21 protein-coding genes are annotated in these 18,018 nt (G+C 58.8%); 1 reads left to right on the plus strand and 20 read right to left on the minus strand.

All coding sequences use genetic code 11. From position 1 onward, the window contains the following. Positions 1 to 79 precede the first annotated feature (79 nt). From bamB to trmJ, 18 genes are all read right to left on the minus strand, one after another. Positions 80 to 1,231 carry an outer membrane protein assembly factor BamB gene (gene bamB / locus AD669_RS21720; protein WP_053123522.1) on the minus strand — a complete coding sequence of 384 codons (1,152 nt, stop codon included), beginning with the start codon at positions 1,229 to 1,231 and terminating at the stop codon, positions 80 to 82. After that, positions 1,224 to 1,865, minus strand: coding sequence for a tetratricopeptide repeat protein (locus tag AD669_RS21725; RefSeq protein ID WP_053123524.1), 642 nt, complete (start codon positions 1,863 to 1,865; stop codon positions 1,224 to 1,226). The genes bamB and AD669_RS21725 overlap by 8 nt, the downstream gene beginning before the upstream one ends. 41 nt (positions 1,866 to 1,906) lie before the next feature. Then, the gene (gene hisS, locus AD669_RS21730) at positions 1,907 to 3,196 is read right to left on the minus strand and encodes a histidine--tRNA ligase (protein ID WP_053123527.1); all 1,290 of its coding nucleotides are present in this window, start codon (positions 3,194 to 3,196) and stop codon (positions 1,907 to 1,909) included. A 37-nt stretch (positions 3,197 to 3,233) separates the two neighbouring features. Further along, entirely contained in the window at positions 3,234 to 4,343 is a 1,110-nt protein-coding gene (gene ispG, locus AD669_RS21735; RefSeq protein WP_008084646.1) for a flavodoxin-dependent (E)-4-hydroxy-3-methylbut-2-enyl-diphosphate synthase, read from the minus strand. A 3-nt stretch (positions 4,344 to 4,346) separates the two neighbouring features. Beyond that, the gene (locus tag AD669_RS21740) at positions 4,347 to 5,381 is read right to left on the minus strand and encodes a RodZ family helix-turn-helix domain-containing protein (protein WP_053123529.1); all 1,035 of its coding nucleotides are present in this window, start codon (positions 5,379 to 5,381) and stop codon (positions 4,347 to 4,349) included. Next, a complete protein-coding gene (gene pilW, locus AD669_RS21745; protein WP_053123531.1) occupies positions 5,381 to 6,139 on the minus strand; it encodes a type IV pilus biogenesis/stability protein PilW in 759 nt (252 codons plus the stop codon). The genes AD669_RS21740 and pilW overlap by 1 nt, the downstream gene beginning before the upstream one ends. A gap of 12 nt (positions 6,140 to 6,151) precedes the next feature. Then, a complete protein-coding gene (rlmN, locus tag AD669_RS21750) occupies positions 6,152 to 7,300 on the minus strand; it encodes a 23S rRNA (adenine(2503)-C(2))-methyltransferase RlmN (protein WP_008084652.1) in 1,149 nt (382 codons plus the stop codon). A gap of 28 nt (positions 7,301 to 7,328) precedes the next feature. Then, on the minus strand, positions 7,329 to 7,754 hold the full coding sequence (gene ndk, locus AD669_RS21755; RefSeq protein WP_007916882.1) for a nucleoside-diphosphate kinase: 426 nt from the start codon (positions 7,752 to 7,754) through the stop codon (positions 7,329 to 7,331). A gap of 87 nt (positions 7,755 to 7,841) precedes the next feature. Then, entirely contained in the window at positions 7,842 to 8,042 is a 201-nt protein-coding gene (gene iscX, locus AD669_RS21760; RefSeq protein ID WP_053123533.1) for a Fe-S cluster assembly protein IscX, read from the minus strand. Between the two features lie 14 nt (positions 8,043 to 8,056). Next, the gene (gene fdx / locus AD669_RS21765; protein WP_007916885.1) at positions 8,057 to 8,398 is read right to left on the minus strand and encodes an ISC system 2Fe-2S type ferredoxin; all 342 of its coding nucleotides are present in this window, start codon (positions 8,396 to 8,398) and stop codon (positions 8,057 to 8,059) included. Further along, on the minus strand, positions 8,398 to 10,263 hold the full coding sequence (gene hscA, locus AD669_RS21770) for a Fe-S protein assembly chaperone HscA (protein ID WP_053123535.1): 1,866 nt from the start codon (positions 10,261 to 10,263) through the stop codon (positions 8,398 to 8,400). Before hscA ends, fdx begins: the two co-directional genes overlap by 1 nt. A gap of 51 nt (positions 10,264 to 10,314) precedes the next feature. Next, on the minus strand, positions 10,315 to 10,836 hold the full coding sequence (gene hscB, locus AD669_RS21775) for a co-chaperone HscB (protein ID WP_053123537.1): 522 nt from the start codon (positions 10,834 to 10,836) through the stop codon (positions 10,315 to 10,317). Positions 10,837 to 10,844: 8 nt separating this feature from the next. Next, complete coding sequence (gene iscA / locus AD669_RS21780; protein ID WP_003227904.1) at positions 10,845 to 11,168, minus strand: iron-sulfur cluster assembly protein IscA; 324 nt, start codon at positions 11,166 to 11,168, stop codon at positions 10,845 to 10,847. A gap of 34 nt (positions 11,169 to 11,202) precedes the next feature. Continuing rightward, positions 11,203 to 11,589, minus strand: coding sequence for a Fe-S cluster assembly scaffold IscU (iscU, locus tag AD669_RS21785; RefSeq protein WP_007916892.1), 387 nt, complete (start codon positions 11,587 to 11,589; stop codon positions 11,203 to 11,205). 101 nt (positions 11,590 to 11,690) lie between these two features. Next, complete coding sequence (locus AD669_RS21790; protein WP_008084662.1) at positions 11,691 to 12,905, minus strand: IscS subfamily cysteine desulfurase; 1,215 nt, start codon at positions 12,903 to 12,905, stop codon at positions 11,691 to 11,693. A gap of 47 nt (positions 12,906 to 12,952) precedes the next feature. Next, positions 12,953 to 13,444: a Fe-S cluster assembly transcriptional regulator IscR gene (gene iscR, locus AD669_RS21795; RefSeq protein ID WP_003227911.1), complete on the minus strand. Its 492-nt coding sequence runs from the start codon at positions 13,442 to 13,444 to the stop codon at positions 12,953 to 12,955. A 245-nt stretch (positions 13,445 to 13,689) separates the two neighbouring features. Beyond that, a complete protein-coding gene (gene cysE / locus AD669_RS21800) occupies positions 13,690 to 14,466 on the minus strand; it encodes a serine O-acetyltransferase (protein WP_007916901.1) in 777 nt (258 codons plus the stop codon). Positions 14,467 to 14,469: 3 nt separating this feature from the next. After that, complete coding sequence (gene trmJ / locus AD669_RS21805; protein ID WP_008084663.1) at positions 14,470 to 15,240, minus strand: tRNA (cytosine(32)/uridine(32)-2'-O)-methyltransferase TrmJ; 771 nt, start codon at positions 15,238 to 15,240, stop codon at positions 14,470 to 14,472. A gap of 145 nt (positions 15,241 to 15,385) precedes the next feature. Between trmJ and suhB the strand changes: the two genes are divergently transcribed. Then, complete coding sequence (gene suhB, locus AD669_RS21810) at positions 15,386 to 16,204, plus strand: inositol-phosphate phosphatase (protein WP_008084666.1); 819 nt, start codon at positions 15,386 to 15,388, stop codon at positions 16,202 to 16,204. Positions 16,205 to 16,432: 228 nt separating this feature from the next. Here suhB and AD669_RS21815 read toward each other — a convergent pair whose 3' ends face one another. Both AD669_RS21815 and secF read right to left on the minus strand, forming a co-directional pair. Next, on the minus strand, positions 16,433 to 16,981 hold the full coding sequence (locus AD669_RS21815; protein WP_053123539.1) for a glycine zipper 2TM domain-containing protein: 549 nt from the start codon (positions 16,979 to 16,981) through the stop codon (positions 16,433 to 16,435). A 120-nt stretch (positions 16,982 to 17,101) separates the two neighbouring features. Then, the gene (gene secF, locus AD669_RS21820; RefSeq protein WP_053123541.1) at positions 17,102 to 18,016 is read right to left on the minus strand and encodes a protein translocase subunit SecF; all 915 of its coding nucleotides are present in this window, start codon (positions 18,014 to 18,016) and stop codon (positions 17,102 to 17,104) included. Between the last annotated feature and the right edge of the window lie 2 nt (positions 18,017 to 18,018).

The raw sequence follows: 18,018 nt of genomic DNA on the forward strand, positions 1-18,018 counted from the left end.
CTCGGGGCAACACTGTGGGAGTGAACAGGTTCACTTCCACTAGTGAAGCTGCCTGGGGTGTTATCCCCAAGCATAGTTGTTACTTGATGGTCAGGGCTTCCAGTTTGCCGCTGTTGCCATACACATAAATCGTGTCACCCACCACCAGCGGACGGGCACGCAGGCCGTCGCTGTCGATGCGCTCACGGCCGACGAAACGGCCGTCAACCTGACTCAACAGGTGCAGATAACCTTCCAGGTCACCCACTGCTACATAGCTGGAGAACACTTCCGGAGCCGACAGTTGACGGCGAGCCAGCGAATCGTTGCTCCACAATGCTGTGGTGGAACGCTCGTCGACGCCTTCAACAGTGCCCGAAGACAGGCTCACGTAAACGCTGCCGAAACCCTGAGCAATACCGGCGTAGCTCGACGCATCGCGCTGCCAGAGTTGACGACCGCTTTCCAGATCCAGTGCCGCGACGCGACCCTGATAGCTGGCAACGTACAGGGTACCGCCGGACAACAGCAGACCGCCGTCGATGTCGACCACGCGCTCCAGTTCCGAACGACCTTGCGGAATCGCAATGCGTTGTTCCCAGACCGGCACGCCGTTGGAAATATCCAGAGCGACCACTTTACCGGTCGACAGGCCAGCCACCGCGAGGCGGTTGGTGACCAGCGGAGCACTGGTGCCACGCAGGGTCAGAACGGCCGGCGTGCTGTCATACACCCAGCGTTGCGTACCGGTGGAGGCATCCAGACCGATCAGACGATCGTCCTGAGTCTGCACAACCACGACGTCGCCGTTGTTGGCCGGCGGCGCGAGGACTTCGCTGTTGACGCGAGCGCGCCACTTCTCTTCACCATTGCTGGCGTCCAGAGCGACGACTTCGCCACGCAGCGTACCAATCAGAACCAGACCGTAACCCACGCCAACGGCGCCGGAGACAGGCAGTTCAAGGTCTTGCTTCCACTTCACGTCGCCGTTGCTGCGATCCATGCCCATCACCACGCCGGTTACATCGGCGGCGTAGATGGTGTCACCGTCGATCGCCGGCACCAGCATGTTGTAGGTTTCGCCCTGACCGTCACCGATCGAACGACTCCACTGCTTTTGCAGAACCACTTCTTCTTTGAAGTCGGTCAGTTCAGCCGGTGGCAATTCTTTTTTGCTGTTGCTGCTGCAACCCGCGGCCAGAAGGGCCAGAGCCAGCAATGCTGCATGCTTCCAACGGATCACGTCACGCATCCCCTTTGGCCAGGTCGTCGAGCTTGATTTGAAGGCCACCGACCGCCGCTTCATCCGACAGTGCCGCCTTGGCTTTTTGATACGCCTTGTTCGCGTCATCGGTACGGCCCAGCTGCACCAGCAGGTCGCCCTTGAGTTCTTCGCGAGTAGCCAGGAACGCTTTGTCGGCGTCGCCGTCGAGCAGTTTCAGACCGTCTTCAGCTTTGTTCAGCGCACCCAATACCTGTGCCAGACGCTGACGGGCGATTTCGCCCAGCGCCGGGTTGGCCGGTTTGTCGACGATGGCTTTCAGCTCGGTCGCGGCGTCGTCCAGCTTGCCGCTGTCGACCGCCACTTTGGCGACGAACAGGCTGCCGTACTGCGCGTAGGCAGTACCGCCGAATTCGCTGTTGAGCTTGCCGGCCAGATCCGCAACGCGGGCAGCATCAGGCTTGCCGTCAGGCGTCAGCGTGGTTTCCAGCAATTGCTGATAGAGCACCGAGGCGCCTTGCGACTGGTTGCCCTGATATTTGTGATAAGCCTGCCAGCCGAACACGATGACCAGCGCCAACAGGCCGCCGGTGACCAGAGGTTTGCCGTTGCGTGTCCACCAGTCCTTCAAATCCGCCAACTGTTCGTCTTCGGTACTCGACACCCCAATACTCCTTAATCGCTAAATCGGCTGTTTAGACAGCTTCAACCCTGCACGACGCAGGTGGCCAGGTGAGCGGCGAGCGCATCCCAGGCAATGCTTTGTTGTTCGCCCTGGCCACGCAGGGGTTTGAAACCTACCACTTGCTGGGCCATTTCGTCGTCACCGAGGATCAGTGCGTACAGCGCACCGCTCTTGTCGGCTTTCTTGAACTGGCTTTTGAAGCTGCCGGCGCCGGCATTGACTTGCAGGCGCAGGTTTGGAAGTTGATCGCGAACCCGTTCAGCCAGGGCCAGACCGGCCAGCTCGGCCTCTTCACCGAAGGCGCAGAGGTAGACATCGACCTGACGGGAGATTTCTTCCGGGATCTGCTCAAGGGTTTCGAGCATCAATACCAGACGCTCGATGCCCATGGCGAAACCAACGCCGGTGGTCGGCTTGCCGCCCATTTGCTCGACCAGACCGTCGTAACGACCGCCCGCGCAAACAGTGCCCTGGGCGCCGAGCTTGTCGGTGACCCATTCGAAAACGGTTTTGCTGTAGTAATCGAGGCCACGCACCAGCTTCGGATTGAGCACGTACGGAATGCCGACGGCATCCAGACGCGATTTCAGACCTTCGAAGTGTGCACGGGACTCATCGTCCAGGTAGTCGGCCATCTTCGGCGCATCGACCAGCACCGCTTGAGTGTCGGCATTTTTCGTGTCGAGCACGCGCAGCGGGTTGGTTTTCAGACGACGCTGGCTGTCTTCGTCGAGCTTGTCGTGGTGCGCCGAGAGGTACTCGACCAGCGCTTCACGATAACGCCCACGGGACTCGCTGGTGCCGAGGCTGTTGAGTTCGAGTTTGACCGCATCACGGATACCCAGCTCGCCCCACAGGCGCCAGGTCATGATGATCAGCTCGGCGTCGATGTCCGGACCGTCGAGGTTGAACACCTCCAGACCGATCTGGTGGAACTGACGATAACGGCCTTTCTGCGGACGCTCGTGGCGGAACATCGGGCCGATGTACCAGAGTTTCTGCACCTGGCCACCGCCGGTGATGCCGTGCTCAAGCACCGCACGCACGCACGCCGCAGTGCCTTCCGGACGCAGGGTCAGGGAGTCGCCGTTGCGGTCTTCAAAGGTGTACATCTCTTTTTCGACGATGTCGGTCACTTCACCGATCGAGCGCTTGAACAGCTCGGTGAACTCGACGATCGGCATGCGGATCTGCTTGTAACCGTAGTTATCCAGCAGACGCGCAACGGTGCCCTCTAAATAACGCCACAGGGGAGTCTGTTCGGGCAGGATGTCGTTCATGCCACGAATGGCTTGCAATGACTTGCTCACTTTAAATCCTTAAATTCGTTCGGCTCTTCAGTCAGGGTCAGCCGCGCGCAATTACGGCAGCGTCAGCTTCGACCTTTTCGGCCGCTTTCTGGCGGATCAGCCTTTCCAGCTCGTCCACCAGATTGTCATTCGTCAGTTTCTGCGCCGGCTTGCCGTCGATGTAAATCAGGTTTGGCGTGCCGCCGGTCAAGCCGATATGGGCTTCCTTGGCTTCGCCGGGGCCGTTGACCACACAACCGATCACCGCGACATCCAGCGGCACCAGCAGGTCTTCAAGGCGCCCTTCCAGCTCGTTCATGGTTTTCACCACATCGAAATTCTGCCGCGAGCAGCTCGGGCAGGCGATGAAGTTGATGCCACGGGAACGCAGATGCAAAGACTTGAGGATGTCGTAACCGACCTTCACTTCTTCGACCGGATCGGCCGCCAGCGAGATGCGGATAGTATCGCCAATCCCTTCGGCGAGCAGCATACCTAGGCCCACGGCGGATTTCACTGTGCCCGAACGCAATCCACCGGCTTCGGTGATGCCCAGGTGCAGCGGCTGGACGATTTCTTTCGCCAGCAAGCGGTAGGCTTCGACGGCCATGAATACGTCGGAGGCCTTCACGCTGACCTTGAAGTCCTGAAAATTCAGGCGTTCGAGGTGTTCAACGTGACGCAAAGCAGACTCAACCAGCGCGGCTGGGGTCGGCTCGCCGTATTTCTTTTGCAGGTCTTTTTCCAGCGAGCCGGCGTTGACGCCGATGCGGATCGGGATCCCGCGATCACGCGCGGCATCGACCACAGCACGAACACGGTCTTCGCGACCGATGTTGCCCGGGTTGATGCGCAGGCAGTCGACGCCCAGTTCGGCTACGCGCAGAGCGATCTTGTAGTCGAAGTGGATGTCGGCAACCAACGGCACTTTGACCAGTTGTTTGATCTTGCCGAACGCCTCGGCGGCATCCATGTCCGGTACCGATACGCGGACGATGTCGACGCCGGCGGCTTCCAGACGATTGATTTGCGCAACAGTGGCGGCAACGTCATTGGTGTCGCTGTTGGTCATGCTCTGCACAGCGATCGGCGCATCGCCGCCCACCGGTACGTTGCCGACCCAGATCTTGCGCGAAACGCGACGTTTGATTGGAGATTCGCCGTGCATGACTTATTGACCCAACTTCAGGCGAGCAGTCTCGCCACTGGTGAACGGAGCGACATCGACCGGCTGGCCGTTGTAGCTGACCTGCGCGCCGCGAGCGTAGCCCAGGCGGACGGCAAACGGTGGCTTGCCGGCAACGGCGAGGCTGTCGCCCTTACGCTTGAGACCACTGAACAACACTTTGCCGCTGCCATCGGTGACTTGCGTCCAGCAATCGGCAACGAACTGCATTGAAACCTGACCGTCGCCAGCCACTGGTGCCACTGGAGCCACGCTCGGAGCGATCGGTGCAGTCGTGGTTGGTGCTGGTGTGGCAGGCACAGCCGGAGCAGGTGTTGCCGGAGTGGCAACCACTGGCGCTGGCGTGTGAACCGGCGCAGACGGCGCAACCGCTGGAGCGGTCGGCGTTGCTGGCGCAGTCGATGTCGCAGGAGCAGCGGCTTCGGCACCGGTGGATTCCGCGGTGGTTTCCGACTGCGGCAGCGCCAGAGCGGTCGCGCCCTCGGCCTGACCTTCGGCGACCGCCTGGTCTTCCGGCTCGTCGATCGGGTGAATCTGCGTGGTGCCGTCGGCGCCTTCGACTTCAACGTGTTCCGGCGTCAGGCTGGTGAAGTCCTTGGTACGCAGCGAGGTCTGATCCTGCCACCAGACGAAACCACCGCCGATGACCGCGATCAGCAACAACAGGCTGACGATACGCAAAATAGTATGGGAAACCCGCACAGGCTCTTCGATACGGCCCAAGGCGTGAACGTTGCTGCCTTGGGAATCGGTGCCGGTGGACTGGTCGAACTGCTGAACCAGAACGGTCTGATCCATGCCGAGCAATTTGGCATACGCGCGAATATAACCGCGAGCAAAGGTATGCCCCGGCAGCTTGTCGAAAGCACCGGCTTCAAGATTGCCCAGAGACGTCACGGTGAGGTTGAGCTTGAGGGCCACTTCGGCCAGCGACCAGCCATTGCTTTCGCGGGCCTGGCGCAGGGTCTCACCGGGGTTAACGCGATTCGCTGCTACAACTTCGGGATGCGCCGCTTTCATCATTGCTCCGACAGGTATTGCTGATATTCCGGCGTACCGGGATAGAGTCGTTTTAATTGCAGGCCATAACTGGCGGCCTTGTCGCGATCTTCAAACACTTTTGCCAGCCGAACGCCGAGCAATAGACTACGTGCATTTTGTTCGGTCAGCAGGCTGAAACGGTCGTAATAGTCACGCGCGGGCACATAATGCCTGTCTTCGAAGGACAACTCAGCCATTTCCAGCAATGCGCGCGGTTGTTGACGGTTCAGCCGCAAGGCTTTTTCCAGTTGCTGCTGCGCGACATCACGCTGACCGAGTTTCGCCGCCGTCATGCCGAGGTTCTCGAACACACGCGAGCGCTCAGGATACAGGGTATCGGCGGCCGCCTGTTCAAAACGCTCGTAGGCTTCTTTATAACGCTGTTCTTCGTAGAGAAAACTGCCGTAGTTGTTGAGGATACGGGCATCGGCGGGACGCGAGGACAAGGCCTTGCGGAAATGCTCGTCGGCCAGTGCAGGCTCCATTTCGGCTTGAAACACCAAACCGAGAGCGGCATTGGCGTCTGGATCCGAACTGTCGAGTTCCAGCGCCTTCTTCAACGGCACCTTGGCCCGTTCGGTCATGCCTTGTTGCAAGTATCCCAGTCCCAACTGCACATAGGCAGCCCGCGCTTCATCGCGGCCCTTGCTGGTCTTCATCGGGTTGTAGTCACCCGACAGGACACAACCAGCACACAGGCTGGCCAACAGCAACAGCAGCGCAAAGCGCAGGGACATAGAGATCCTCTCTTAGTTAGTGTTCGCGGCGTTCTGTGCCAGATCGCTGTCGGCGTTCAACTCACGCACGGCGATATAACGTTCGCTGCGACGGGTGCGATCCAGCACCTGCCCTACCAATTGACCACATGCGGCGTCGATGTCTTCACCACGGGTGGTGCGGACAGTGACGTTGAAACCGGCCTGATGCAACTGATCCTGGAAACGACGAATCGCGTTGTTGCTCGGACGCTCGTACCCGGAATGCGGGAACGGGTTGAACGGAATCAGGTTGATCTTGCACGGAATGTTTTTCAGCAACTCGACCATCTCAACGGCGTGTTCAACCTTGTCGTTGATGTCTTTGAGCAAGGTGTACTCGATGGTCAGCACACGTTTTTCGCCCAGGGACGACATGTAGCGCTGGCACGACTCGAGCAGCATCTTAAGCGGATATTTCTTGTTGATCGGCACCAATTGGTTACGCAATGCGTCATTCGGTGCGTGCAGGGACAACGCCAGGGAGACATCGATGTGCTTGGCCAGCTCATCGATCATCGGCACCACGCCCGAGGTGGACAGGGTCACGCGGCGCTTGGAGATCCCGTAGCCGAGGTCATCCATCATCAGATGCATGGCGGCGACGACGTTGTCGAAGTTCAGCAGCGGCTCACCCATGCCCATCATCACCACGTTGGTGATGGCACGGTCGACGGTTGCCGGGACACTGCCGAAAGATTTGTTGGCAATCCACACCTGACCGATGACTTCGGCGGCGGTGAGGTTGCTATTGAAGCCTTGCTTGCCGGTGGAGCAGAAACTGCAATCCAGGGCACAGCCTGCCTGGGACGAAACGCACAGAGTGCCGCGTTTGCCCTGGGGAATGTACACGGTCTCGACGCAGCTGCCGGACGCCACACGCACCACCCACTTACGGGTGCCGTCGGTGGAGATGTCCTCGCTGACCACTTCCGGACCACGGACCTCAGCAATAACCTTGAGCTTGTCGCGCAAGGCCTTGCTGACGTTCGTCATGGCGTCGAAATCATCGACACCAAAGTGGTGAATCCATTTCATTACCTGACCGGCACGGAAACGCTTCTCCCCGATTGAGTCGAAGAATTTTTCCATTTCCTGTTGAGTCAGACCCAGCAGGTTGGTTTTTACAGTCGATGTAGTCATGGATTCACCTTCACTCTTAAGCCAATGCTTAGCGAGTGGTTACTTCAGTAGCTGCGAAGAAGTACGAGATTTCACGAGCAGCTGCGGCTTCGGAATCCGAACCGTGAACAGCGTTGGCGTCGATGGAATCAGCGAAGTCAGCGCGGATGGTGCCGGCAGCAGCTTCTTTAGGGTTGGTAGCGCCCATCAGCTCACGGTTCAGAGCGATAGCGTTTTCGCCTTCCAGAACCTGAACAACAACAGGACCGGAGATCATGAAAGCAACCAGGTCGCCGAAGAAACCACGAGCGCTGTGCTCAGCGTAGAAGCCTTCAGCTTCAGCTTTGGACAGTTGCTTCAGTTTCGAAGCTACAACGCGCAGGCCGGCTTTTTCGAAACGAGTGGTGATTTCGCCGATGACGTTTTTTGCAACAGCGTCAGGCTTAATGATGGAGAAAGTGCGTTGAACAGCCATGGTGTAACTCCAGAAACGGTAATTTGCGAAAAATTAAACCCGCGAATTATACGCGGGTTCTTGGGTATTGCCTAACCTGCGAGACGATCAGTCCAATTCTTTGGCCCAGAGCTCCTGAACCGCTTCCAGCACCTTCTCGCCGACACGGCCAGAAGTGCCATCGAAGTCAGGCAGATCAAGGATCATCTGCTGCAAACGGACAAAACCTACAGAATATGGATCGACGCCGGCATGGGCCTCGGCCAGTTCTTCTGCAATACGTTGAACATCATTCCAACCGTAGCTCATGACAGTCTTACCAGTCAGTGCGGCGCTTCAGCCGCATGGTTAAGCGAATATTTCGGAATTTCGACGGTGATGTCTTCTTCACCAACGATAGCCTGACAGGCCAGACGCGATTGCGCTTCCAGGCCCCATGCACGATCGAGGAAGTCTTCTTCCAGCTCGTCAGCCTCTTCCATCGAGTCGAAACCCTCGCGGATGATGCAGTGGCAGGTCGTGCAAGCGCAGACGCCGCCGCAGGCGCTTTCCATCTCGATGTGGTGTTCGTGGGCCAGTTCGAGAATCGATGTGCCGGGCGCAGCCTCGACCACCATGCCTTCAGGGCAGAACTTCTCGTGGGGCAGAAAAATGACCTGCGGCATCAGATATCCTCGATTTCATTCAGATTGCGCCCCGACAGAGCGGCTTTCACCGTCAGATCCATGCGGCGGGCAGCAAAAGCATCGGTCACTTGCGACAGACGCTTGGTCTGCTGCTCGATGGCGTAACCATCGGTACCTTTCATCAGTTCAGCCAGTTCCTGCAGCTGCAAGTCGATGACCATGCGCTCTTCGGCGTCGAGCAAACGCTCGCCATCAACCTCCAGAGCACCCTGCACCGCTTCGATCAGGCGTTGGGCATCGACTTGCTGCTCACGCAGAACACGGGCGACCTTATCGTCATTGGCGTGCTGGAACGAATCCTTGAGCATCTTGGCGATTTCGCCGTCGGTCAGACCGTAAGACGGCTTGACCTGAATGCTCGCTTCAACGCCTGAGCCCAACTCACGGGCGGAAACGCTGAGCAGACCGTCGGCATCGACCTGGAAGGTCACGCGAATTTTCGCTGCGCCGGCCACCATCGCTGGAATGCCACGCAATTCGAAGCGCGCCAGTGAACGGCAGTCACTGATCAGCTCGCGCTCACCCTGCAGAACGTGGATCGCCATGGCCGACTGGCCGTCTTTGTACGTAGTGAAATCTTGTGCGCGAGCGACGGGGATGGTGGTGTTGCGCGGAATCACCTTCTCCATCAAGCCGCCCATGGTTTCCAGCCCCAGGGACAGTGGAATCACATCAAGCAGCAGCAGTTCGCCGCCATCGCGCTTGTTGCCAGCCAGGGTATCGGCCTGGATCGCGGCACCGATGGCCACCACTTGATCCGGGTCGATTTCGGTCAGAGGCTGACGACCAAAGGCTTCGGCAACGGCTTCGCGAACGCGAGGAACGCGAGTCGAACCGCCAACCATAACCACAGCGTGTACGTCGTCCAGCTCGATGCCGGAGTCGCGCACGGCGCGGCGGCAAGCTTTCAGGCTGCGCGCGACCATTGGCTCGATCAGCGCATCGAAGGCTTCGCGGGTCAGCGGTGCTTTCCAGTCGCCGTAGGCCACTTCAACACTGGCCGAGTCGGTCAGGGCTTCTTTGGCCGCGCAAGCGGTTTGCAGCAGATTACGTTGTGCGCCCGGATCGAGATCGGCGGACAGGCCGGCGCTCTCGATGATCCAGCCGGCAATCGCGTGATCGAAATCATCGCCGCCCAGCGCGCTGTCGCCGCCAGTGGCCAGCACTTCAAAAACACCGCCAGTCAGACGCAGAATCGAAATATCGAAAGTACCGCCGCCGAGGTCATAAATTGCGACCAGGCCTTCGGCATGTTGATCCAGACCGTACGCCACAGCGGCCGCAGTCGGCTCGTTGAGCAGACGCAGCACGTTCAGACCGGCGAGTTTGGCCGCATCTTTGGTGGCTTGACGTTGAGCATCATCGAAGTAAGCCGGAACGGTGATCACCGCGCCAACCAGCTCGCCACCCAAGGTCGCTTCAGCGCGCTGACGCAGCACCTTGAGGATATCGGCGGAGACTTCGACCGGGCTTTTCGGGCCTTGCACGGTGTCGATGAACGGCATGTGCGATTCGCCACCGACAAAGCGGTACGGCAACTGGTCGCCCAATTGCTTGACGTCGGACAGACCACGACCCATCAAGCGCTTGACCGACAGCACAGTATTCAAAGGATCGGACGCGGCGGCCAGCTTCGCCGACTCGCCGACTTCGACGTGATCGGCGTGGTAACGCACAGCGGACGGCAGGATGACCTGCCCGTTTGCGTCGGCCAACGGTTCGGAAAGACCACTGCGCAACGCAGCGACCAGCGAATTGGTAGTGCCCAAGTCGATCCCCACAGCCAGACGACGCTGGTGCGGTTGAGGACTTTGGCCGGGTTCGGCGATCTGCAGTAGGGCCATCGTGATCAGGACTTATCTGTATATCAGGCGTGCGACCGGAGCGGCACTGGGTTAATCGTCGAGGCGCTCTTCTAACTGGCGCACTTCGTAGGTGAGCTTGTCGAGGAACTGCATGCGCCGCATCAGGCGTTCGGCCTGTTCGCGTTGCGCCGCATCATCCCAACAGGCTGCGAAGCTTTCGTTGAGTTCTTCCTGAGCCACTTTCAAGCGACGCTTGAACACCGCGACACCGTCGAGGTCGGCACTGTCCTGGAGGTCTTCAAGCTCTTCGCGCCATTGCATCTGCTGCAGAAGAAACTCGGGATCATGGACAGTGACTTCCATCGGTACTTCATGCCCGCTGATGGTCAGCAGGTAGCGTGCGCGCTGGGCCGGACTCTTGAGCGTCTGATAGGCGTCGTTGAGCCGTGCAGACTGCTCGAGTGCGGTTCGCTGCTCACGCTCGGAAGCGTCGGCAAAGCGGTCAGGATGAACGCCGCGCGCCAACTCACGGTAGCGCGTGGCCAACTGCTCGAGATCCAGACGGAAACTCGGTTGCAGCTCGAATAAAGCGAAATGACAAGGAATACCCACGACAAGCCTCAGATGTTGAAGCTTTCGCCGCAGCCACATTCACCGCGTACGTTGGGGTTGTTGAACTTGAAGCCTTCGTTCAACCCTTCCTTGACGAAATCGAGCTCGGTGCCGTCCAGGTAGGCGAGGCTTTTCGGGTCGATGATCACTTTTTCGCCGTGACTTTCGAACACCTGATCCTCTGCAACCACCTCGTCGACAAACTCCAGCACGTAGGCAAGGCCGGAACAGCCTGTGGTGCGAACACCCAGACGAATCCCTTCACCTTTGCCGCGCCCGTCGAGGGAGCGCCGCACGTGTCGAGCAGCCGCTTCTGTCATGCTGATAGCCATCGGTGACTCCTTACTCGTCGCCAAATCCAGAAAGTCAGATCAAGCCTTTCTTCTGCTTGTAATCGCGAACAGCCGCTTTGATAGCGTCTTCAGCCAGTACCGAGCAGTGAATTTTCACTGGCGGCAGGGCCAGTTCTTCGGCCAGCTGAGTGTTCTTGATGGTTTCTGCTTCGTCCAGGGTCTTGCCCTTCATCCACTCGGTAGCGAGGGAGCTGGAAGCGATAGCGGAACCGCAGCCGTAGGTCTTGAACTTGGCATCTTCGATGATGCCAGCGTCGTTGACCTTGATTTGCAGACGCATCACGTCGCCGCACGCCGGAGCGCCGACCATGCCGGTGCCGACATCAGGATCTTCCGCGTTCATCTTGCCGACGTTGCGCGGGTTTTCGTAGTGGTCGATGACCTTTTCGCTGTAAGCCATGATTCTTAATCCTCACTCATCAGGGCCGCTCTTGAGACCCTGCAACTGCGCTGCGTAAACCGCCGCGTCGCTACAGGATCTGTATCTGGCGGCTTCTATATTTAGTGTGCCGCCCACTCGATTTTCGAGATATCGACGCCGTCTTTGTACATGTCCCACAGCGGCGACAAAGCGCGCAGCTTGGTAACGGCCTCGCAGACTTTCTGCGCGGCGTAGTCGATTTCTTCTTCGGTGGTGAAACGGCCGAAGGTGAAGCGGATCGAGCTGTGTGCCAGTTCGTCGTTGCGGCCCAGGGCGCGCAGCACGTACGAAGGCTCCAGCGACGCCGAGGTGCACGCCGAACCGGACGATACCGCCAGATCCTTGAGCGCCATGATCAGCGACTCGCCTTCAACGTAGTTGAAGCTCAGGTTCAGGTTGTGCGGAACGCGGGCGGTCAGGCTGCCGTTGACGTACAGCTCTTCCAGATGCTCGACCTGCTTGTAGAAGCGGTCGCTCAACGCTTTGATACGGACGTTTTCAGCAGCCATGTCTTCTTTGGCCACACGGAACGCCTCGCCCATGCCGACGATCTGGTGAGTCGCCAGGGTGCCGGAACGCATGCCACGCTCGTGACCGCCACCGTGCATGGTCGCTTCGATGCGCACACGCGGCTTGCGGCTGACGTACAGCGCACCGATGCCTTTAGGGCCGTAGGTTTTGTGGGCGGAGAACGACATCATGTCGACTTTCAGCTTCTGCAGGTCGATCTCGACCTTGCCAGTGGACTGAGCGGCGTCGACGTGGAACAGAATGCCCTTGGCGCGGAGCATTTCGCCAATCGCGGCGATGTCGTTAACGGTGCCGATTTCGTTGTTCACGTGCATCACGGAGACCAGAATGGTGTCTTCGCGCAGTGCCGCTTCAATCATGGCCGGAGTGATCAGACCGTCTTCAGTGGGCTCGAGGTAGGTCACTTCGAAACCTTCACGCTCCAGTTGGCGCATGGTGTCGAGGACAGCCTTGTGCTCAATCTTCGAGGTGATCAGGTGTTTGCCCTTGGAACCATAGAAATGTGCCGCACCCTTGATTGCCAGGTTGTCGGACTCAGTGGCACCGGAGGTCCAGACGATTTCGCGCGGATCGGCGTTGACCAGATCGGCCACCTGACGACGGGCGTTTTCGACGGACTCTTCAGCTTTCCAGCCGAATACGTGGGAACGGGACGCCGGGTTACCGAAGTTTCCGTCAACCAGCAGGCATTCACTCATTTTTTGCGCAACGCGCGGATCGACCGGGGTGGTCGCAGAGTAATCAAGGTAAATCGGCAATTTCATGGACTATCTCCTAAATCAGGGCTGGCGTACCGCTAGCTCTTCGGCTGTCATTCGACGGCGGACGCTTCAATCTTGTCCAGGCGTGGCGCCTTGCTGTTGCAACGACGCTGGTCCTGACGCTGGGCTACTTCTTGCACCTCACGGCGAGTTACAAGATCAGCCAAGCTGATACCACTTAGAAATTCGTGAATCTGCAGGCTCAAATCGCACCACAGATGGTGAGTCAGGCACGTATCGCCGGAATGGCAATCGCCCTGGCCCTGGCATTTGGTGGCATCAACCGATTCGTTTACCGCATCGATCACCTGGGCGACCTGGATGCCCTGCATGTCGCGGGACAACTGGTAGCCACCACCCGGGCCGCGAACACTGGAAACCAGGTTGCTGCGGCGCAGCTTGGCGAACAGCTGTTCGAGGTAGGACAGGGAGATGCCTTGGCGCTCGGAGATATCGGCCAGGGACACGGGCCCGTGCTGCGCGTGCAACGCCAGGTCAAGCATGGCGGTCACGGCGTATCGGCCTTTTGTAGTCAGTCGCATGGACAGTTACCACGGAGTTCAGAATGGGGCGAGTATGCAATTCCCGAGTATTTAAGTCAACTTTAAGACCTAGTACTTTAGTCAGGATTACCCGCAAAAGAGCGCGCGAATGATAGCAGGGTCTGCGGCGTAATGGCACACCGGCCGGCGCAAGCCGCTGTAGGAGCTGCCGCAGGCTGCGATCTTTTGATCTTATGGAAAGCAAAGTCAAAAGATCGCAGCCTTCGGGAGCTCCTACAGGGGCGCTAGCTGGCTTTGGATTCGTCTTTGCCTTTGACGCAGGCGAAGTCTTCTTCGCGCAGCTCAGGCAGATCTTTCGCACAGTAATTGCTGCCCAGATCCTTCAGCGCGCCGCACATCCCTTCCAGCCGTCCGTCCACCGCTTGCAGGTGATCAAGCAACTGACCGATGGCGCGCGCCACCGGGTCGGGCATGTCTTCGCTGACGCCATAGGCATCAAAACCGATCTTCTCGGCCATGGCCTTGCGCTTGGCGTCCTGCTCTTCGTCGGATTTGACGATGATCCGCCCCGGAATTCCCACTACCGTGGCGCCCGGCGGCACTTCTTTAGTCACAACAGCATTGGAACCGACCTTGGCACCGGCGCCGACCGTGAACGGACCAAGCACCTTGGCGCCCGCACCCACCACAACACCGTCGCCCAGCGTCGGGTGGCGCTTGCCTTTGTTCCAACTGGTGCCACCGAGGGTCACGCCCTGATAAATGGTCACGTCATCGCCAATCTCGGCGGTTTCACCGATAACGATGCCCATGCCGTGGTCGATAAAGAAGCGCCGACCGACCTTGGCGCCGGGATGAATCTCGATCCCGGTCAGCCAGCGACCGAAGTTCGACACCAGCCGCGCCAGCCATTTCAGCTCGTTACGCCACAGCATGCCGGCCAGTCGATGGATCCAGATCGCATGCATGCCGGGGTAGCAGGTCAGAACTTCAAAAGCGTTACGCGCCGCCGGGTCTCGATGGAACACGCTCTGGATATCTTCACGCAAACGCTCAAACATCATTTAGTCCTTCCGCTTTAGAAGCTCACCACGGGCCGCTTTTTGGGTTTCCGTGAGGATGCCACGCAAAATATTCATTTCCGCCCGGCTGACCGAGCTGCGTCCGTACAACCGGCGCAGGCGCGCCATCAAGTGCCGTGGTTTCTCGGGATCGAGGAATTCGATAGCGACCAGCGTCTGCTCCAGATGCTCATAAAAGCGCTCCAGCTCATCCATGGTCGCCAGCTCGGCGCTTTTCACCGAGGCCACTTCTTCTTTCTCGATCTTGCTCGGCTGACCTTGTGCGGCCAGCCAGGCCATGCGCACTTCATAGCTCAACACCTGCACCGCCGCCCCGAGGTTCAGCGAACTGAACTCAGGATCGGAGGGGATGTGCACGTGAAAGTGACATCGCTGCAGCTCGTCATTGGTCAGGCCGGAGTCTTCACGACCAAACACCAAAGCGATTTCTGCGCCCTGCCCGGCTTCCTCGACCACTTTGGTGCCGCATTCGCGCGGATCCAGTAGCGGCCAGGGGATACGACGGTCACGGGCGCTGGTGCCGAGCACCAGATTGCAGCCGACCAACGCGTCTTCCAGGGTGGCGACGACTTGCGCATTTTCAAGGATGTCACCGGCACCGGAGGCGCGAGCATCGGCCTCGTGGTGCGGAAACAGGCGCGGTTCGACCAGCACCAGTCGCGACAGACCCATGTTTTTCATGGCGCGCGCGGCCCCGCCGATATTGCCGGGGTGGCTGGTATTGACCAGGACAACACGAATGTTCTGCAGCAAGGGAGGCGCTCTCGGACACAGGAAAGGGGTGCAAATCTTACAGAACAGCCTACCGTTAAGCTATGAAAGCGAACAGCGTCCTTCACCTGAAGAAAAGTTCTGATAGAATGCTCGGCTTTCTTTAACAACCTTAGGTGACACATCCATGCAGCCCATGCTGAATATCGCGCTGCGCGCCGCCCGCAGCGCCAGTGAACTGATCTTCCGCTCCATCGAGCGCCTGGATACCATCAAGGTCGACGAAAAAGACGCCAAGGATTATGTATCCGAGGTCGATCGCGCCGCTGAACAGAAAATCATCGACGCGCTGCGCAAGGCTTACCCGAACCACTCCATCCGCGGTGAAGAGACTGGCATGCACGCCGGTACCGGCATCGAAGGCGAAGAGTACCTGTGGATCATCGATCCGCTGGACGGCACCACCAACTTCCTGCGCGGCATTCCTCACTTCGCCGTCAGCATCGCCTGCAAATACCGCGGTCGCCTGGAACACGCTGTTGTTCTGGATCCGGTTCGTCAGGAAGAATTCACCGCCAGCCGTGGTCGCGGCGCTCAACTGAACGGTCGTCGCCTGCGCGTCAGCGGTCGTACCAGCCTCGACGGCGCCCTGCTCGGCACGGGCTTCCCGTTCCGTGACGATCAAATGGACAACCTGGAAAACTACCTGGGCATGTTCCGCGCTCTGGTTGGCCAGACTGCCGGCATCCGTCGCGCCGGTTCGGCGAGCCTGGATCTGGCTTACGTGGCTGCCGGTCGTTTCGATGCGTTCTGGGAATCGGGTCTGTCCGAGTGGGACATGGCTGCAGGCGCCCTGCTGATTCAAGAAGCTGGCGGCCTGGTGAGCGACTTCACCGGCGGTCACGATTTCCTTGAAAAAGGCCACATCGTTGCCGGCAACACTAAATGCTTCAAAGCAGTTCTGACGGCGATCCAGCCGCACCTGCCGGCTTCGCTGAAGCGCTAAGCGTTACGCGAAACGAAAAAAAGCGCCCTTCGGGGCGCTTTTTTTATGCCTGGAATTTTACAAAACCTCCCTGTAGGAGCTGCCGAAGGCTGCGATCTTTTTGATCTTCGTTTTTTAAAAACCAACATCAAAAGATCGCAGCCTTCGGCAGCTCCTACGCGGAAATCGGTTTTTTGTGGGCACAAAAAAAGCACCCCGCAGGGTGCTTCTTTCTAAACGATCGGCCTGTTACTGGCCCGGCTCGTTCTGCGACAGGATCAACTTACCTTCCTTGTCGACCGGAATCTGGTTGCCCGGATCACGATCCATGCGCACTTTGCCTTCCTTGCCATCCAGCGAATAACGCACGTCATAACCAACGACCTTGTCGCTGATGTCATTCACTGTGTTGCAGCGGGTTTGCGTGGTGGTGTAGGTGTCGCGATTCTGCATACCTTCCTGCACCTTGTTACCAGCATAACCGCCACCAACTGCGCCAGCGACCGTGGCAATCTTCTTGCCGGTGCCGCCGCCAATCTGGTTACCCAACAGACCACCAGCCAGCGCACCGACCACCGTACCGGCGATCTGGTGCTGATCTTTCACAGGCGCCTGACGAGTAACCGTAACGTCCTTGCACACTTCACGTGGTGTCTTGATCTGTGTTTTGACCGGTTCAACGGCCAAAACCTGCGCATACTCAGGGCCGCTTTTAACCAGGCTGTAGGTGGCAACAGCACCCCCGGCAGTGACACCGACAGCACCCAATACCGCACCAACCAGCAACGACTTGTTCACATGAACCTCCTGACCATCACATGCGGGACGCGCCCGCGCTTCTCCCAGCCTTGGAGCATAAAAAAAGGCGCGAGTTCAACTCGCGCCTTTTTTGGCTGACAACCGGGAAAACGCTACGCGTTATGGACGGTCGTCGACTTCCTTCTCAGTGTTTGCAGGAGGAATCAGGTCTTCTGTGCTCAGGTTCAGCCAGATCAGCACCACGTTGGCGATGTAGATCGACGAGTAAGTACCCGCCAGAACACCGATGAACAGCGCGATGGAGAAACCGAACAGGTTATCGCCACCGAAGAACAGCAGTGCCGCGATCGCCAGCAACGTAGAGATCGAGGTCGCCATGGTGCGCAGCAGGGTTTGCGTGGTCGAGATGTTGATGTTCTCGATCAGCGTCGCCTTGCGCAGGACACGGAAGTTCTCACGCACCCGGTCGAATACGACGATGGTGTCGTTCAACGAGTAACCGATGATCGCCAGTACTGCCGCCAGTACCGTCAGGTCGAAAGTGATCTGGAAGAACGACAGGATACCGATGGTCACGATCACGTCGTGGATCAGCGAAACGATGGCGCCGACCGCGAATTTCCACTGAAAGCGGAAAGCCAGGTAGATCAGGATGCCACCGAGCGCCAGCAGCATGCCGAGGCCGCCCTGGTCGCGCAGCTCTTCACCGACCTGCGGGCCAACGAACTCGACGCGCTTGACCGTCGCCGGGTTGTCACCGCCGAGCTTCTGCAGCGCTTGCGCGACCTGATGGCCCAGCTGCGGGTCTTCACCCGGCATGCGCACCAGCAAATCGGTGGTTGCACCGAAGCTCTGCACGATGGCTTCGTGATAACCGGAAGTTACCAGCTCTTCACGCACCTTGGTGACGTCGGCCGGACGCTCGTAGGTCAGCTCGATGAGCGTACCGCCGGTGAAGTCCAGGCCCCAGTTCATGCCCTTGGTAGCGACACTGAACAAGGCCAGCAAGGTGAGGAATACTGTGACGCCGAACGCGAAGTTGCGAACGCCCATGAAGTTGATTGTACGTAACATGG

The organism is Pseudomonas sp. P1.31 (assembly GCF_001269815.1).
Lineage (GTDB): Bacteria > Pseudomonadota > Gammaproteobacteria > Pseudomonadales > Pseudomonadaceae > Aquipseudomonas > Aquipseudomonas rustica.

Excerpts from the sequence above, each read along its gene's own strand:
- bamB (WP_053123522.1), bottom strand. The coding sequence starts at position 1,231 with ATGCGTGACGTGATCCGTTGGAAGCATGCAGCATTGCTGGCTCTGGCC.
- ispG (WP_008084646.1), bottom strand. The coding sequence starts at position 4,343 with ATGCACGGCGAATCTCCAATCAAACGTCGCGTTTCGCGCAAGATCTGG.
- AD669_RS21740 (WP_053123529.1), bottom strand. The coding sequence starts at position 5,381 with ATGAAAGCGGCGCATCCCGAAGTTGTAGCAGCGAATCGCGTTAACCCC.
- pilW (WP_053123531.1), bottom strand. The coding sequence starts at position 6,139 with ATGTCCCTGCGCTTTGCGCTGCTGTTGCTGTTGGCCAGCCTGTGTGCT.
- rlmN (WP_008084652.1), bottom strand. The coding sequence starts at position 7,300 with ATGACTACATCGACTGTAAAAACCAACCTGCTGGGTCTGACTCAACAG.
- ndk (WP_007916882.1), bottom strand. The coding sequence starts at position 7,754 with ATGGCTGTTCAACGCACTTTCTCCATCATTAAGCCTGACGCTGTTGCA.
- iscX (WP_053123533.1), bottom strand. The coding sequence starts at position 8,042 with ATGAGCTACGGTTGGAATGATGTTCAACGTATTGCAGAAGAACTGGCC.
- fdx (WP_007916885.1), bottom strand. The coding sequence starts at position 8,398 with ATGCCGCAGGTCATTTTTCTGCCCCACGAGAAGTTCTGCCCTGAAGGC.
- hscA (WP_053123535.1), bottom strand. The coding sequence starts at position 10,263 with ATGGCCCTACTGCAGATCGCCGAACCCGGCCAAAGTCCTCAACCGCAC.
- iscA (WP_003227904.1), bottom strand. The coding sequence starts at position 11,168 with ATGGCTATCAGCATGACAGAAGCGGCTGCTCGACACGTGCGGCGCTCC.
- iscU (WP_007916892.1), bottom strand. The coding sequence starts at position 11,589 with ATGGCTTACAGCGAAAAGGTCATCGACCACTACGAAAACCCGCGCAAC.
- AD669_RS21790 (WP_008084662.1), bottom strand. The coding sequence starts at position 12,905 with ATGAAATTGCCGATTTACCTTGATTACTCTGCGACCACCCCGGTCGAT.
- iscR (WP_003227911.1), bottom strand. The coding sequence starts at position 13,444 with ATGCGACTGACTACAAAAGGCCGATACGCCGTGACCGCCATGCTTGAC.
- cysE (WP_007916901.1), bottom strand. The coding sequence starts at position 14,466 with ATGTTTGAGCGTTTGCGTGAAGATATCCAGAGCGTGTTCCATCGAGAC.
- suhB (WP_008084666.1), top strand. The coding sequence starts at position 15,386 with ATGCAGCCCATGCTGAATATCGCGCTGCGCGCCGCCCGCAGCGCCAGT.
- secF (WP_053123541.1), bottom strand. The coding sequence starts at position 18,016 with ATGTTACGTACAATCAACTTCATGGGCGTTCGCAACTTCGCGTTCGGC.